Source organism: Catonella sp. (assembly GCF_057250765.1).
This window is the reverse complement of the sequence record NZ_DBHIEC010000002.1, coordinates 130912-146885: the sequence shown is the minus strand read 5'-3', so window position 1 is coordinate 146885 and position 15974 is coordinate 130912. Positions and strand designations below refer to the sequence as shown.

Here is a 15974-nt window from a genome sequence, read left to right as displayed (position 1 = left end):
AAACAGCATCTTTGAGAAAGTGCGATAAGCAGATTAGGAGATGACGGCTTCCCCGTTACGGAGATAAAGGTGATGAGTATAACATAACTCAAATTATTCACTTATCGAAAAAGAGGTCTGTGACCTGAGGTGTGAATGAATTGAACTTAATGTTTGAAATTTATCATAAATTAAGGTGGTACAGCGGGATGTGCTCTCGCCCTTAGCTAAGGCTAGGGGTGGGAGTTTTTTTATTTGACAGGAAATTTCTCCAAAATTTCCTGTCAAATAAAAATCTCTCCGAGGGATCGCACTGCGGCGGATGAGTAGATGTCGCTAGCGCGACCCGCCGCAGGCGAAAAATCCTGCTTTGCAGGATTCTTATTTTAAAGGAGGATTACATGAAAAAAGAACTTGAAAAGACCTATGATCCTAAGCAAATTGAGGACAAAATCTATCATAACTGGACTAAGAAGGGATATTTCCACGCAGAAGTAAACCCTAACAAGAAGCCATTTACCATAGTTATGCCGCCACCAAATATCACAGGACAGCTTCACATGGGACATGCCTTGGACAATACCATGCAGGACATCCTCATCCGTTTTAAGAGGATGCAGGGATATGAGGCACTATGGCAGGCAGGAACGGACCATGCTTCCATAGCTACAGAGGCCAAGATAGTAGAAAAGCTTAAAGAAGAGGGTACTTCTAAGGAAGAACTTGGTAGAGAAGGCTTTCTTAAGCGTGCATGGGAATGGAAGGAAGAGTACGGCGGAAGAATCATTTCACAGCTTAAAAAGCTTGGCTCCTCCTGTGACTGGGAGAGAGAACGCTTTACCATGGACGAGGGTTGCTCTGAGGCGGTTAAAGAGGTATTTGTAAAGCTCTATGACAAGAAGCTAATTTACAAGGGCTCAAGGCTTGTAAACTGGTGTCCTGTATGTAATACCTCTATTTCTGATGCTGAGGTTGAGCACGAGGAAAAGGCAGGACATTTTTGGCATATCAAATACCCTATTATGGAAGACGGAAAGCCTAGCACAACCAACTTCCTTGAATTTGCCACCACCCGTCCTGAGACCATGCTTGGAGATAGCGCTGTAGCGGTAAATCCTGAGGATGATAGATATACCTACCTTAAGGGCAAGACAGTATGGCTTCCTATAGCAGAGCGTGAAATCCCTGTGATTGAGGATAGCTATGTAGATATGGAATTTGGTACAGGTGTAGTTAAGATTACTCCTGCCCACGACCCTAACGACTTCGAAGTAGGTAAGCGCCATGGCCTCCCTGAAATCAACATTATGAATGATGATGCTACCATCAATGAAAATGGTGGAAAGTATGCAGGACTTGACAGATACGAGGCTAGAAAGAAGATAGTTGAGGAGCTTGACAGCCTTGGACTTCTTGGCAAGATAGAAGACCACAGCCACAATGTAGGTACCTGTTACCGCTGTCACAGCGTAGTTGAGCCTCTTATCAAAGAGCAGTGGTTCGTAAAAATGGATGAGATGATTAAGCCTGCAAGCAATGCTGTAAAGACAGGCGAGATTAAGCTCATCCCTGAGCGAATGGACAAGACCTATTTTAACTGGACAGACAATATCAGAGACTGGTGTATATCCAGACAGCTCTGGTGGGGACATAGAATACCTGCCTGGTACTGCGGTGATTGTGGAGAGATTATAGTTGCCAAGGAAGAGCCAAAGGTCTGCCCTAGGTGCGGTAAGTCACATCTTAAGCAGGATGAGGATACCCTTGATACCTGGTTTTCATCAGCACTCTGGCCATTTTCAACCCTTGGCTGGCCTAATGAAACCCCTGAGTACAAGTATTTCTACCCTACAGATGTGCTTGTAACAGGCTATGACATCATCTTCTTCTGGGTTATAAGGATGATATTTTCCGCTTACGAACAGACAGGAAAGGCACCTTTTCATACAGTTATGTTCCACGGCCTTGTAAGGGATTCACAGGGACGTAAGATGAGTAAATCGCTTGGCAACGGTATAGATCCGCTTGAAATCATAGACAAATACGGTGCCGATGCACTAAGGTTTACACTAATCACAGGTAATGCGCCGGGCAATGACATGCGTTTCTACAACGAAAGAGTGGAAGCAAGCAGAAACTTTGCCAACAAGGTATGGAATGCTTCAAGATTCATTATGATGAACCTGGACGCAGCAGAAGTGCCTGCTAACATTGACCTCTCTGAACTTACTCCGGCAGACAAATGGATACTTAGCAGGGCAAATAAGCTCTCAGCTGAGATGACTGAGAACATGGATGCTTTTGAGCTTGGTATAGCAGTTCAGAAGGTATATGACTTCATCTGGGAAGAGTTCTGTGACTGGTACATAGAGATGGTGAAGCCTCGTCTTTACAGCGATACTGATAAGACCAAGGCAGCGGCCTTATTTACACTTAAGACGGTACTTATCAATATGCTAAAACTCCTCCATCCTTTCATGCCTTTTGTTACAGAGGAAATCTACCAGGCACTTCGTGAAAATGAGCCTAATGAGGCAGTTAAGTCTGCTATGGAAGAGAGCATTATGATATCTGCTTGGCCTACATTTAAGGCAGAGTGGGATTTTGCGAAGGAAGAGGCTGAGGTTGCCCTTATCAAAGAGGCTGTAAAGAGCATAAGAGCGGTGCGTACAGACAAAAATGTACCACCTTCAAGAAAGGCTAAGGTTATAGTCGTTTCTGACAAGGAAGAGGTAAGAAAGGTATTTACAGAGGGAGAGAACTTCTTTGCAAGCCTTTCTTATGCAAGTGAGGTAGAGGTACAGGCAGATAAGTCTGGAATTGATGAAAATGCTGTATCTGCGGTTATATCTCAGGCAGTTATCTACATGCCGTTTAGCGACCTTGTAGACATAGATAAGGAAGTAGAGAGACTTGAAAAAGAGCATAAGAGGCTTGAAGGAGAAATTGCCCGCTCAAACGGTATGTTAAATAACGAAAAGTTCGTATCCAAGGCTCCTGAGGCTAAGATAAATGAGGAGAAGGAGAAGCTAGCAAAATATACTGAGATGCTTAAGCAGGTAGAAGAACAGCTTACAAGGCTTAAGAAGAACTAAGAATATAGAATTAAGTCCAAAGGGGCATAAAACTCAAGGTATATAAGTACTTGGAATTAAAGACGCTAGGTAATAAAGATGTTATGACAGCTTCTTACAGCTAATTAAAACCGGCACAGGTAACGGATATTCCGCCACCTGTGCCGGTTTTTCTAAAATTAAAAGCTATCAACATAATGTTTATTGTCAAATCATGATTTAGTAAATCGTGATTTGATAACTTTTACAAATTAAACTTTGAAACCTCTGACTGCAACTGTGCTGCAATGTCAGCAAGACTCTCGGATGCCTGAGAAATGTTCTGTATAGCCTGTACCTGAGTATCCACAGATGCCGCAACCTCTTCTGTTGTTGCTGCATTCTCCTCTGCTATTGCAGAAAGATTCTCAACTACCTTAACTACGTTTTCATTCTCGGTCTTTATCTGGGTAGAAGACTCATTTATGCTCTCTACAATTCTCTTGCTTCCCTCGAGTTCGGCAGATATTTCAGCAAGCTTGTCATTTGTTTCATTGACCTTGCTTCCCTGTCTGTCAATGATTTCATTTGAAAGCTTAATCATATCTACAGCTTCCTTAGCCTTCTTCTTAAGTTCGTCAATAACTTCTCTAATCTCGCCTGTGAACTTAGCAGAATCCTCTGCAAGCTTTCTAACTTCATCAGCAACGACAGCAAAGCCTCTTCCGGCCTCTCCGGCTCTTGCAGCCTCTATGGCAGCATTTAATGAGAGAAGGTTAGTCTGGTCTGAGATAGATTGTATCATCTCACTTGCACTCGCAATTGCTTCTGTAGCATCATTTGTCTCCTGAATTACGTCCGATACCTTTTCAGATATTTCCTTATTCTCATCGGTTATCTGTACCAGCTCATTCATAATCACATTACTTTCATCCTTAAGGCTGTTAATATGATCCATTGAATGTGAAAGCTTTTCCTGTATCTCTACCATGCCGTCAAGGAGCTCACCTGATTTCTCAACTGAGCCTGCGGCACTCTGAGTATCCTCTGCCTGGCTCATAGCGCCCTCGGATATGTTGTTTACTGCATTAGATACATCATTTGATGAAGAGGAAGCAGACTGAGCGGTTGCTGTAAGTTCCTCAGCTGTAGCCGCTGTACTCTGTGCGTGTGAAGAGATGTTATTAACTATAGAAAAGAGGTTCTCTGCCATAGTTTTTATTGATCTCATTACATTTGCAATCTCATCCTTGCCCTTCATGTACTTCATAGCCTGAGCCGTTTCTGCGGAAATGTCCAGATTGTAGTTAGACATCTTAAGCATAGCCTTCTCGATAAGTGCCATAGGCTTTGCAACTCGGTTAATCATAAGGAAGATAATTACACCACCTATGATTAAAATAATGGCAGCGTGATAGAGAATATTACTGAAGACGAACTCTGTAGCGTGCTTTAGAACTTTTCTATAGGATATGATGTTCTCAAGACACCATTTCTTGTCTACTCCAGGGAAAGAAACTGATACATAGGTGATTTTACCCTCTAAGTCTGTTCCGGCTATAGTTTCTACTGACTGCATGTAGCCCTTTGCAATGGCTTCAGATACATTTGCCTTTGCCTCTGGAACCTGCTCAAAGAGGTTCTTTCCAATCTGGGCATCATCCATAGCATTTGCGATAAAGAAGCCGCTGTCAGTAAGTAGTCCCTTAAAGTCTTCTACGTCAACTGAACTATCCTTGAAATCCTGCTGTAAATCTCTTAAAAGTATGTCTACAACGACTACTCCTACTGCCTTATCTTTGTAAGTAACAGGAATGCAGTATGAAGTTTTAAGTTCGTTATCTGTATCAACATAAGGGTCTAAAAGCAGGGTCTTGTTGCCAGCCAATGTAGCACTATACCATTCTTTATCGTCAATTCCTTCCTCATTAGATGAAATAACTTTTCCATCTTCGCGCTCAATATACTTGGAGAAACGTCCTTTTGTAGTGTCCTTGCCATCAAAAGCATTGTTTTCAAAGTATATTCCAAGACCAGATATAAAGTCATTGTTATCAAATATCTGCTTTGCGCTGTTTATAATCATTGACCTGCGTCTGTTTTTCTTAGAGAGCTTAAGAACAGACTCTGTAATTGATTTTACATCATATCCTATCTGATATGCGCCTGCAAACTGACTTTCAATCTTGTAAGCCATTTTTTTTGCTTCTTCAAGCTTGGTAATTTCGATATTTTTGATAGCAGTTTCTGTTTCGTAATTATTGTCAAATACTGCTTTTGCGCCCAAAATGACAAGCAAAAAAACTGCAATAATAAGACCTAACCTAACTGCGAAACTATTGAATATACTATTAGTTCTGGTAGATTTTACTTCTTTATTCTTTTTCATGGCACCCTCCATTTGTGAAAAATATTTAAGGTACTTTACTTCCATAAACATATATCGGCAGGTATTACCCATTTGTTTAGTGGAAGACAGGTTTTATTTGGCAGATTAATTAGCGCTGTTTCAACCCACATTAATTTAAGAAGTAAGCCTATGATTAATTCTTGTTTCTAATTGAATAAGACTACAAAATGTGGTATCATTTTAGGGTGGAAAAACTATAAATATACCACATTTTTGATATAGCTACGATATGAAGGGAGTTATTATGTTGGATTTTGAAAAAGAACTTGAGAAGTTTAAGCCAAGCCTTGAAATCGAAGAGGTGGCTGATGTTGTCAGACATAACGATGTGTCAGATGTTGCCGACCTGATTAAGGAAGTACTTAAAGAAACCAGAGAAACGAGGTAAATATATGCAGTGCCCATATTGTAAGGCAACACTCACAGCCGGGGACACTTGTGAAAAATGCGGCAGTGACGTAAAGCTATTTAAGAAACTATACAGTATATCAAACAGATGCTACAATGAAGGACTCGAAAAGGCTAAGGCAAGGGATTTGTCCGGTGCGGTGATAAGCCTTCAAAACAGCTTAAAGATAAATAAAAAGAATACCGAGGCTAGAAATCTCTTAGGACTTATATACAGCGAAATGGGCGAGACAGTGGATGCCCTCAGTGAGTGGATAATAAGCAGTCATTTTGAGCCTGATAATAACCTCGCGTCTGAATACCTGTCGTTTTTTCAAAACAATCCGACCAGGCTTGATGCAGCGGGGCAGGTTATCAAAAAGTACAATGCCTCACTAAAGCTTGTTAAGTCCGGCAACTATGACCTTGCCATCATTCAGCTTAAAAAGCTGATTTCCCTTAACGGGAAGCATGTCAAAGGCTTACAGCTTCTTGGCCTCTTAAATATCAAGGCAGGCAATATCTCACAGGCTAAGAAATATCTTAAGATGGCACTAAAGGTAGATAAAATGAACCCTCTTGCCATGCTTTATATGGCTGAAGTCAAGGGAAAGAGCCAGGGAGAGGATGTGACAGAGGATAATGATGCTAACAGGCTTGTCTTAAACGCAAGAGAATCCTTTGCTCCTATGAACGCTTACAGAGATAACAAACACGGAATTCTGCCTTGGATTAGTCTTTTGGCAGGAATAGTGCTTGGCATGGCATTTTTTATGATTGCAATCGTGCCTGGTATAAGGGCTAAGTCTGTCTCCAATAAGAATACCGAGATAGTTAGCCTCAATGAGACCATGGCTAAGACCAATGCGGAGTTTGACAGCATCAAAAGCGAAAATGCAGAGCTTAAGAAAAAGGTAGAGACTCTTGAGACTAAGAACAAACAGCTTTCAGAAACCACCAAGAAGAATGAAAATAACGGCTTTGGTGCTCTTGCCGAGGCTGCGGCATATTATACTATGGATGATAAGGCAAAGTCGGCTGATACCTTGGTAAAGGTAGATAAGTCCACCCTTAAGGATAAGAACATGCTAAACCTCTACAACCAGCTTTCTGTGAAGGTATTTGCTGAGCAGTCTGCAAGGCTGTATCAGGAAGGCTATACCCAGTATAGCAGGGGAAAGTATAAGGAAGCACTTAAAGCATTTGAAACTTCCCTAAAGATGAATCCTGAAAATGTCGACTCTATGTACTTTACTGCCAGAAGCTACGACAGGTCCGGAGACAAGACTAAAGCCATTGAATGGTACAATAAGATTGTAGAAAAGCATGGAGATACCCAAAGAGCGGTAGAGGCCAAGAGGATGCTCACATTGTTAGGAGAATAAATGGAAACGATAAAGATAAAATATTTTACGGATAAGATTGATAAACTCTGCTATATAGCCGGCAATTCAGACTGGATAGACCTTAGAGTAGCAGAAGACGTGGTGATGAAAAAGGGTGAATTCAGACTCATAAGACTTGGGGTGGCTATGGAGCTGCCCCAGGGATATGAGGCACACGTAGTGCCAAGAAGCTCAACCTATAAAAATTTTGGGCTCATCCAGACCAACCACATGGGAGTGATTGACGAGAGCTACAAGGGAGATGCTGATGAATGGAAATGGCCTGCCCTGGCTATGCGTGACACAGAGGTTCATGTAGGCGACAGGCTTTGCCAATTCCGTATAATGAAACATCAGCCGCAGATAAACTTCCTTGAAGTTGACTCTCTTGAAAATGAGGACAGAGGCGGTTTTGGAACCAGCGGCACTAACTAGGACTGCTTGCGGTTCCTTTTGTTTTCCTGTCTGTCAAGAAGATATTCTGCATAATCTCTTATAGATGCTGCACTTTCAGGCATGAGCTGCTGGTATACAAGGAAGAAATCAACTATTTCCTTGTCAAGTATTTCTCCGCCAATAGGAAGTGCAGAGTCGGATACACCTAGCAGGTAATCGCAGGTTACGTCAAATTCTTTAGACAAAGCAATCAGCTTTTCAAAGGAAGGCTCGTTTCTGTTTGATTCGTAGTTTGAGATAGCTGTAGGCTTAAGTCCCAGTATTCCGGCAAGTTCGCCCTGAGTAAGTCCTTTTTTCTGGCGGAGCTGCTTAAGTCTCAAATGAAAGTTCATATGTTACCTCCTGTAATGATATATTTGAAATAAAGAGATTGTATAACTAAAACAACTTACTATAAATATATAGTTTTGAGAGTTAAATGTCAAACGTTATTGCAAAAAAATACACAAATTGTGTATAGTGGGGTGGATTATGAGTGTCGATATGAAACTGTATAATATTCTCAAGGAGGAATGCCTTGAACTTGTTTTTATCTATGACAAAACAGGTAAGTGTATTACCTGTTCAGACAAAGCAAGGGAAAGCCTTGGTTATTTACCTGAAGAGGAAGTAGGGAAATTTGAGATAAGCTTTCCCAATATTTCTCTGGAAGAAACTGCCCTACATGAGCATATTGAGACAGATGTGTACAGGAAAAATGAAACATGTTTTCCTGCAGACCTTAAGATTGTAAGCTATGAAGACGATAAATTTATTATATTTGCAATAGATCAAACTGAAAAAAGAAATGTTACCAGAGAACTAAAAAGCTGTAAAGAGGAACTTAAGTATGAACTTAAGTACAAGACTGAATTTGTATCCAATATTACTCATGAGCTAAGAACGCCTGTAAACGGCATCCAGGGAATGGCTAAGAACCTTCTTAACACCGAGCTTAATTCCTACCAGCTTGAAACTGTGGGGATAATCGAGGGCTGCTGCGTGAATATGTCCAAGATTATCAATGACCTTCTGGATTTCTCAAAAATGGAATCCGATAAGCTGGTGCTTGAGAAAAAGGCTTTTTCTTTTAGAGAATTTCTTAACAACGTAATGGCATTTAACGTAACCCTTGTAAATGAAAAGGGTTTGAAGCTTCTTGTACATGTGGGAGATGATATCCCTAAGTATCTGGTGGGAGATGAGCTAAGGCTTATGCAGATATTTAACAACCTTCTAAGCAATGCGGTTAAGTTTACAACCATAGGCCACATTGCGGTGGAAGCATCACTCATACGTGAAGAGGACGACTATGTAGAACTTTTCTTCATGGTAGTTGATACGGGTATAGGTATCTCCAAACAAAACATGGATAAGCTGTTTAAGAAATTTTCGCAGGTGGATGCTTCTACTACAAGGAAATTTGGTGGAACAGGTCTTGGACTTTCCATAAGCAAGAAGTTAGTTGAGCTTATGGGAGGAAACATAAAGGTGGAGAGCGAGCCGGGCAAGGGAAGCTCATTTTCCTTCAATGTAATCCTAGGTAAGGCAGATGAGGCAGAAGAGACTACAGGTGTAGAACTTCCTAACGGAAACTTCGTCTATGAAGGAAGCGGCCAGTATACCGAATCAGAGGAGGAGTCGAGCTATTCTGGCGAAGGACGCTCTGACTGGAGGCTTACCGCCGATTCGGACAGGATATACCAGTTTGGAACCAGTGAGAATATCAAGGAAATAAATTCAGCCCTCGAAAAACTATTTATCTGCATTGAACTGGGTAACTGGGAAAAAGCAGAGAATTTTGCCAGTGTTGTTAAAAATCTGATTTCTGACAACGAATCCGAGCAGCAGCTTAAAAAGGAGGCCTTTAGGCTTGAACTGATTATTCGAAGGGGTAACCACGACAAGGCTATAGAGCAGTACAACATATTTAAGGAGAAGCTTGCCGAACTCGGGTTCTAAAAGGGGTAGAGGTAAATGAAGACGAATATTCTCATTGTTGATGATGTACTTACAAGCCTTGCACTTATGTCTGACATAGTAAAGAGTGAAGGCTACATAGCAAGACCCGTACAGAATGTTAAGCAGGCTATGGAGGCAATAGACGCCCTTTTGCCCGACCTTATCCTGTCTGATGTGTCCATGCCTGATATCGACGGGTATGAATTTTGTGAGATGATTAAGTCCAATCCAAAGACAGCGGATATTCCTCTGATTTTTGTATCTGCCTTAAACGACGTGAATTCGAGGAAAAAAGGCTATAACGTGGGAGCGGTGGACTTTATAGTTAAGCCCTTTGACTTTGATGAGGTAAGGCTTAGAATAAATACTCAGATAAAAAACCTTGTTATGCAGCGTGAACTTGAAGAGTATAATAAAAGACTGCATAGGATGATGAACACCCAGATAGCCAAGATAACGGACGATCAAAGGTACCTGATATATGGCCTTGTAAGGCTTGCAGAATCAAGGGAAGACCCTACAGGTACCCATATGATAAATGTATCTGTAAACTCTGCATTTCTCGCACAGAGCCTTCAGCTGTCACCTGAATATGAAAAATACATAAGCAACAACTTCATAGATGATATAGGGCTTGCCGCCCCTCTCCACGACATAGGAAGTCTTGCTATAAGTGACAGGATACTGCTAAAAAGGGGCAAGTTGACTGCTGACGAGATGACAGTTATGAGAACTCATGCTGAGATAGGCGCAAGGACACTTACAGAGGTTTACCGCCACAATGAGTTTAGCAGATATCTTGGCATGGCTATAGATATTGCATATTACCACCACGAGAAATGGGACGGCTCCGGCTATCCAAAGGGGCTAAAAGGGAAGGGCATACCGATGTCGGCAAGGATATTTTCTCTAGTGGATGTCTATGACACGCTTACCAGGGATAAATGCTACAGGGATGCATACACTCATGATGAAGCAATTGAGATAATTAAAGAAGAGTCGGGGAAGAGCTTTGACCCGGGTATTGTAGACATATTTTTGAAGATACTAAGCGGGATTAGGAGGAACTAGATTTGGGAGTTGCAAAAAAAGAACCGATAATCGAAATATTTGCAAATGAAGCCGGAGACTCTATAAAAGCCTTCGATAAATATATGCTCGAAGGTGAAAATGCCGGCAAATTTGAAAGAGAGCTAATAGTGGAGCTTGCTAAACTTGTGCGCATCATCAGAATGGACTCAAGTATGCTGCTTTTTGACGGGATAGCCCAGGTAAGCGGTAAGCTTGAAAAGCTAATGGACTGCTACAGGGATGTAAGGGCTGAAAGTCCTGATTTTGAGAGCTTTAAGGAAGTACTAAATGCTTACTCCATTTTCATTCACAGTGAGCTGTACAAGCTTACTCACAACGAAAAGGTAGACGGGGACAATAGCGATATTATAGAACTTATCGACCACATGGATACAGGAGTAGTAGGCTTTAACAAGCTTCCTACCTCCACACCTACAAGGCGTAAGCAGTATTATATTCCTAGTAAGCCTGAAAATGATACAGCTGTAGTATCGCCTAAAAAGGGAGTGTTTGACGGACTTCTGCTTGATGAAAATAAAAAATCTGAGGACGGTCTGGCTAAACCAAAGACACCTAATGAAATCCTTAATTCACTAAAGAGCAGACTAATCAGCTTTACCATTACTGATGACAAGATGGAAGAGTTAAGGAAGCTGAGTATTGGACTAGAGAATCTGGCGGATGAGTTAAAAGCCGGAAAGAAGACAGATGTAGTATCGGAGGTTGACGGCCTTGCTAAAGGGATAAAAAGCTGGGTAATGGATGCAAGGATGACTGATTTGTCTATGCTTGTGTCTAAGGCTAAGATTGCAGCCAAAGACCTGCTTAAACACACAGGCAAGAAGGCTGAGTTTGAGGTTAAGCTTTTGGAAGATGAGACGCATGTCATTCATATAGAAAAGTACAAGACAGCCAATCTCTCAAAGGCGCTCACCCACCTTATAAGAAATGCTGTTGACCATGGAATAGAAGCACCGACTGCAAGAGTTAAGGCGGGTAAGAAAGAAGAAGGACATATAAGGCTTGAGATAGTAAAATCAGATAAATTCAAGGGAATAGAGCTTCATTTTTCAGATGACGGAGTGGGAATTAATCCTGACAAGATACTAAAGGCTGCAGAGATGAGGGGAATACTCCTCAATCCGAAGGAAAGCTATACTTTAGAAGATATATTGAAGATACCGTTTATGACAGGCTTTACAACAAGGAAGACTATAGGAGATTATTCAGGAAGAGGAGTGGGGCTAGACCAGGTAGCACATCTGATTGAAGAGATTAATGGCAGAGTAGTGCTTAAAAGCAAAGAAGGTAAAGGAACCGAAGTTGATATAGAGCTTCCTTATGACCATATTGCAGAATAATGAGGAGGATGACATGAGAATTTTACTGGCCGAAGATGATTATGCCAGCAGAAAGTTTGGCATAAGCTTTCTAAGCAAATATGGAGAAGTGGATGCGACTGTAGATGGAGAAGAAGCAGTGGCTGCTTTTGAATTTGCAGCGGAGGATGGAGAGTACTACGACCTTATCTGCCTTGATATAATGATGCCTGGGACAGACGGGATAGAGGCGCTATATAGGATAAGGGAGAGTGAGAAAAGGCTTAAGATTCCGGAAGATAAATGTCCTAAGATAATCATGGTTTCAGCGCTTAGCGATATGAACTATGTAGACGGAGCCTTTGAACTGGGATGTGACGGCTATGCGAATAAGCCGCTTGATACGGACAAGATGGAAGAAGTACTTAAAAAACTGGAGCTTATAAAATAGCTTTGAGAGGGGGAATTTGCCTTTTAGATTCTGAGGAATTTTAAAAAGTTGAATTATAAAGATTGTTGTGGTACTATAGTGACTATTCCAAAAAGGTTACATATAACTAACTATAAATAGTGTGAAAGGAAGTAGTAAAATGACAAAGATAGATATAATCTCAGGATTTCTTGGTGCAGGCAAGACAACCCTCATCAAAAAGCTTATAAAAGAGGCGCTTGGCGGTGAAAAAGTAGTGCTCATAGAAAATGAATTTGGCGAGATAGGCATAGATGGAGGCTTCTTAAAAGAGGCAGGAATTGAAATCACAGAGATGAATTCCGGATGCATCTGCTGTACTCTGGTAGGAGACTTTGGAGCAGCACTTAAAGATGTTATTACAAAGTATTCTCCTGACAGAATCATCATTGAGCCTTCGGGAGTAGGCAAGCTCTCGGATGTAATTAAGGCTGTTGCCGATGTGAAGAAGGACTTTGAAGATGTGAGCCTTAATAGCTTTATTACAGTGGCTGATGCAGGCAAGACAACAATGTATATGAAGAACTTTGGTGAGTTTTTCAATGACCAGATTGAAAATGCCAATACTATTGTACTTAGCCGTACAGCAAAGACTGCTGAAGCTAAGCTTGAAAAGGCTGTAGCGGCCATAAAGGAGCACAATGACAAGGCTGTTATCATAACAACTGACTGGGATAGCCTTACAGGAAAGCAGATTCTTGATACAATGGAGAAGGCAGCAGGAGAGGTGAAGGACTTACTCTTTACAGAAGAAGAGCTTGAAAGCTGTGAGCATCACCTTGACCACGAGCATAGTCACGAAGACGGCCATGAATGCTGCCACGGACACCATCACGAGCAGACCCATGAAGACGGTCATGAATGCTGCCACGGACATCATCACGAGCAGACCCATGAAGAAGGTCATGAGTGTGGATGTGGACATCATCACGAGCAGACCCATGAAGAAGGTCATGAATGCTGCCACGGACATCATCACGAGCAGACCCATGAAGACGGTCACGAGTGCGGCTGTGGACACCATCACGAGCATAGCCATGAAGACGGCCACGAGTGTGGCTGTGGACATCACCACCATCACCACGCTGATGAGGTATTTGACAGCTGGGGCATCACAACTCCTAAGCGTTTTACGAAAGAGGTTCTTGAGAAGATACTGGACAAGCTCGCATGGGGCAACGGCCTTGGCATCATACTGCGTGCAAAGGGTATAGTTCAGTCAGAGGGTGAAGGATGGCTTGAGTTCGACCTTACGCCTGGAGAATTTGAAGTAAGAAATGGTGCACCTGACGTAACAGGTAAGCTCTGTGTAATAGGCTCAAGACTTAAAAAAGATGATATTAAGGCGCTTTTTGAGGTGTAAGAGCTGATGATGTAGGTATTGCTCTCACATCAGTTAGTTAGAGAATTATCTATATAGCCTAAAATCTAAACAAATGTAAGATTATGTAAAGTTTTGCGGATAATCTTAGGCTGATAAGGAGAATATATGAATCAGGAAAAAGATATACCTGTATATATGTTTACAGGTATGCTTGAGAGTGGAAAGACCGCATTTTTAAGGGATACCTTAGAGGGCGGGGAGTTTGAGGATGGCAATAAGTCACTTTTTATAATGTGTGAAGAGGGTGAAATCGAGCTGTCAGAGAAACTCTTAAAACGAAATAAAATGTCTACAGTTGTAGTAGAAAATAAGGAAGATATCACTGAGGAATTCTTAAAAAACCTTGAAAAGGAATATAACCCTGACAGGGTGGTAATTGAGAACAATGGTATGTGGATTCCTCAGGAGATTATAGATGAATTCCCTGAGAATTGGATGCTTGTACAGTGTATCAATCTTATAGACGGCTCTACCTTTGAGAGCTACCTACAGAATATGGGAAGCTTTGTTATGGAGCAGGTTAAGCCTGCCGACCTCGTAGTGTTCAACAGGGTTACTGACAATGAGGTAAGGGGAGGCTACAGGAGGCGTATAAAGGCACTAAACAGAAAGGCTCAAATTCTCTATGAGGATGAAAAGGGTAACCTTGATGATGCCTATGTGGAGAGCCTGCCTTTTGATACGGATAAGCCTGTGATAGAGCTTGAAGATGATGATTTTGGACTTTGGTATATGGACGCCATGGATCATCCTGAAAAGTATAAGGGAAAGACTATGAAGTTTAGGGCACTTATTTACAGGGATAAGAATTTCCCGGAAGATAAGCTGGTTCCGGGAAGATTTGCAATGACCTGTTGTGCAGCAGACGTACAGTTCATAGGCTTTGTCTGCCACGCTCCAAATGCTTCTGAATTTGCACAGAAGGACTGGGCTTATGTAGAAGCTGAGGCAAGGTTTGAATACTGCAAAGACTACAAGGGCAAGGGAATAGTACTCTATGCCAAAGAACCTCTTAAGAGGGCTGAAGCAGGAGAGCAGTTGGTTTATTTTACATAAAGAAAAAGAGTAAGAAAGATTTATAGTATATTTTTGAATGACTCTTGAATGCCGAAAGTTACCTGTGATTAGAGGGAACTTTCGGTGTTTTACTATAAGGGTAGGTGGTTTATGTCAAAAAAGAAAAATACTGTCATAGAGCTCAGATACTATGAAAAACCCATTAAAGAGCCTGTGCTTGCCATGCTTGGAGAGAGCTGGATAAGGGAATACGGGAAAGATACAAATGGGGAGATGATTAACAACCTGCATTTTCATAATCTTATGGAGATAGGATACTGTGTGTCGGGTGAAGGGGAAATGATACTTGATGGAGAAAGCAAAAATTATGGAGCAGGAGATTTTACCATCATTCCTATTAATTTTCCTCATAATACCGTCAGTAAAAAAGGAACTAAAAGCCACTGGGAATACATATTTTGTGACCCGGAGGAGATATTACATAGGGCATTTCCCAACAACAGGCCATTTGTTGAAAATACATTGAAAAGACTGAATAGTAAAGTATATTTTTGTCAGGCGGGTAAGCATAATGAACTTCGTACCCTGATAAAGTCTGTAATCGAGGAGATGAGGAATAAAAAAGCGTATTACTGCGAAAAAATAATCATGCTTTGCAATTCTTTATTTTTTGAAGCTGCCAGAATGAGTACTGATGATCATTCCGCTGAAACTGAGTACAGAGATATGAGTGTTATATCAGAGGCTATATCATATATTGGCAAGAACTATGCAAAACAGATAAGGATAAAGGATGTGGCAGATAGCTGCAATATGAGTGAGACTAACTTTAGAAGGCTGTTTTCTGCATATATGGGGCGTACTCCGTTAGAATATTTCAATCTGATTCGAATAAATAAAGCCTGTGAGCTGATAAAATCTACTCTGTTCTCCATGGAAGACATTGCAATGAAGGTGGGGTATTCTCAGATGTCTACTTTCAACAGGAACTTTAAGAAAATAATAGGAGAATCTCCTTATAGGTGGAAGAGAAATCCTGCTAATTTTGAAAGCAAACTGTTAAAAGCAAGTGTGTCAACTAAAAAAGGCTGGTAAAATGTAAA

General features: G+C 41.3%; 13 protein-coding genes and 1 other annotated feature (1 of these 14 running past the window's edge). Of the genes, 11 read left to right on the top strand and 2 right to left on the bottom strand.

What is annotated here, in order from left to right:
* Positions 1-207: a binding site (T-box leader), on the top strand (it extends 95 nt beyond the left edge of the window).
* Positions 208-380: 173 nt separating this feature from the next.
* Positions 381-3074, top strand: a complete 2694-nt coding sequence (locus ACO6HM_RS01780; protein ID WP_485389480.1) for a valine--tRNA ligase — start codon at positions 381-383, stop codon at positions 3072-3074.
* A gap of 223 nt (positions 3075-3297) precedes the next feature.
* On the opposite strand, the gene ACO6HM_RS01775 is transcribed toward ACO6HM_RS01780, so the two are convergent.
* On the bottom strand, positions 3298-5421 hold the full coding sequence (locus tag ACO6HM_RS01775) for a methyl-accepting chemotaxis protein (RefSeq protein ID WP_485389479.1): 2124 nt from the start codon (positions 5419-5421) through the stop codon (positions 3298-3300).
* 265 nt (positions 5422-5686) lie between these two features.
* On the opposite strand from ACO6HM_RS01775, the gene ACO6HM_RS01770 reads away from it, so the two are divergent.
* Genes ACO6HM_RS01770 through ACO6HM_RS01760 form a run of 3 tightly spaced genes read left to right on the top strand, consistent with a single transcriptional unit; the run spans position 5687 to position 7649 of the window.
* A complete protein-coding gene (locus ACO6HM_RS01770) occupies positions 5687-5830 on the top strand; it encodes a hypothetical protein (protein WP_208427881.1) in 144 nt (47 codons plus the stop codon).
* A gap of 4 nt (positions 5831-5834) precedes the next feature.
* Positions 5835-7214: a tetratricopeptide repeat protein gene (locus ACO6HM_RS01765; RefSeq protein WP_485389478.1), complete on the top strand. Its 1380-nt coding sequence runs from the start codon at positions 5835-5837 to the stop codon at positions 7212-7214.
* Entirely contained in the window at positions 7215-7649 is a 435-nt protein-coding gene (locus ACO6HM_RS01760; protein ID WP_485389477.1) for a dUTP diphosphatase, read from the top strand.
* On the opposite strand, the gene ACO6HM_RS01755 is transcribed toward ACO6HM_RS01760, so the two are convergent.
* Complete coding sequence (locus ACO6HM_RS01755) at positions 7646-8002, bottom strand: helix-turn-helix domain-containing protein (RefSeq protein ID WP_208427884.1); 357 nt, start codon at positions 8000-8002, stop codon at positions 7646-7648. The genes ACO6HM_RS01760 and ACO6HM_RS01755 overlap by 4 nt on opposite strands.
* 151 nt (positions 8003-8153) lie before the next feature.
* On the opposite strand from ACO6HM_RS01755, the gene ACO6HM_RS01750 reads away from it, so the two are divergent.
* From ACO6HM_RS01750 to ACO6HM_RS01720, 7 genes are all read left to right on the top strand, one after another.
* Positions 8154-9611, top strand: a complete 1458-nt coding sequence (locus tag ACO6HM_RS01750; RefSeq protein ID WP_485389476.1) for an ATP-binding protein — start codon at positions 8154-8156, stop codon at positions 9609-9611.
* 15 nt (positions 9612-9626) lie between these two features.
* The gene (locus ACO6HM_RS01745; protein ID WP_485389475.1) at positions 9627-10682 is read left to right on the top strand and encodes an HD domain-containing phosphohydrolase; all 1056 of its coding nucleotides are present in this window, start codon (positions 9627-9629) and stop codon (positions 10680-10682) included.
* Positions 10683-10684: 2 nt separating this feature from the next.
* Entirely contained in the window at positions 10685-12043 is a 1359-nt protein-coding gene (locus ACO6HM_RS01740) for an ATP-binding protein (RefSeq protein ID WP_485389474.1), read from the top strand.
* Between the two features lie 13 nt (positions 12044-12056).
* Positions 12057-12452, top strand: a complete 396-nt coding sequence (locus ACO6HM_RS01735; RefSeq protein ID WP_208427888.1) for a response regulator — start codon at positions 12057-12059, stop codon at positions 12450-12452.
* Positions 12453-12591: 139 nt separating this feature from the next.
* Positions 12592-13833: a CobW family GTP-binding protein gene (locus ACO6HM_RS01730; protein ID WP_485389473.1), complete on the top strand. Its 1242-nt coding sequence runs from the start codon at positions 12592-12594 to the stop codon at positions 13831-13833.
* 126 nt (positions 13834-13959) lie between these two features.
* Positions 13960-14910 carry a TIGR03943 family putative permease subunit gene (locus ACO6HM_RS01725; protein ID WP_485389472.1) on the top strand — a complete coding sequence of 317 codons (951 nt, stop codon included), beginning with the start codon at positions 13960-13962 and terminating at the stop codon, positions 14908-14910.
* A 111-nt stretch (positions 14911-15021) separates the two neighbouring features.
* Complete coding sequence (locus ACO6HM_RS01720; protein ID WP_485389471.1) at positions 15022-15966, top strand: helix-turn-helix domain-containing protein; 945 nt, start codon at positions 15022-15024, stop codon at positions 15964-15966.
* The last annotated feature ends 8 nt before the right edge of the window (positions 15967-15974 follow it).

What these genes read in the sequence shown, in the direction of transcription:
- ACO6HM_RS01780 (WP_485389480.1), top strand. Translation starts at nt 381, where the DNA reads ATGAAAAAAGAACTTGAAAAGACCTATGATCCTAAGCAAATTGAGGAC.
- ACO6HM_RS01775 (WP_485389479.1), bottom strand. Translation starts at nt 5,421, where the DNA reads ATGAAAAAGAATAAAGAAGTAAAATCTACCAGAACTAATAGTATATTC.
- ACO6HM_RS01770 (WP_208427881.1), top strand. Translation starts at nt 5,687, where the DNA reads ATGTTGGATTTTGAAAAAGAACTTGAGAAGTTTAAGCCAAGCCTTGAA.
- ACO6HM_RS01765 (WP_485389478.1), top strand. Translation starts at nt 5,835, where the DNA reads ATGCAGTGCCCATATTGTAAGGCAACACTCACAGCCGGGGACACTTGT.
- ACO6HM_RS01760 (WP_485389477.1), top strand. Translation starts at nt 7,215, where the DNA reads ATGGAAACGATAAAGATAAAATATTTTACGGATAAGATTGATAAACTC.
- ACO6HM_RS01755 (WP_208427884.1), bottom strand. Translation starts at nt 8,002, where the DNA reads ATGAACTTTCATTTGAGACTTAAGCAGCTCCGCCAGAAAAAAGGACTT.
- ACO6HM_RS01750 (WP_485389476.1), top strand. Translation starts at nt 8,154, where the DNA reads ATGAAACTGTATAATATTCTCAAGGAGGAATGCCTTGAACTTGTTTTT.
- ACO6HM_RS01745 (WP_485389475.1), top strand. Translation starts at nt 9,627, where the DNA reads ATGAAGACGAATATTCTCATTGTTGATGATGTACTTACAAGCCTTGCA.
- ACO6HM_RS01735 (WP_208427888.1), top strand. Translation starts at nt 12,057, where the DNA reads ATGAGAATTTTACTGGCCGAAGATGATTATGCCAGCAGAAAGTTTGGC.
- ACO6HM_RS01730 (WP_485389473.1), top strand. Translation starts at nt 12,592, where the DNA reads ATGACAAAGATAGATATAATCTCAGGATTTCTTGGTGCAGGCAAGACA.
- ACO6HM_RS01725 (WP_485389472.1), top strand. Translation starts at nt 13,960, where the DNA reads ATGAATCAGGAAAAAGATATACCTGTATATATGTTTACAGGTATGCTT.
- ACO6HM_RS01720 (WP_485389471.1), top strand. Translation starts at nt 15,022, where the DNA reads ATGTCAAAAAAGAAAAATACTGTCATAGAGCTCAGATACTATGAAAAA.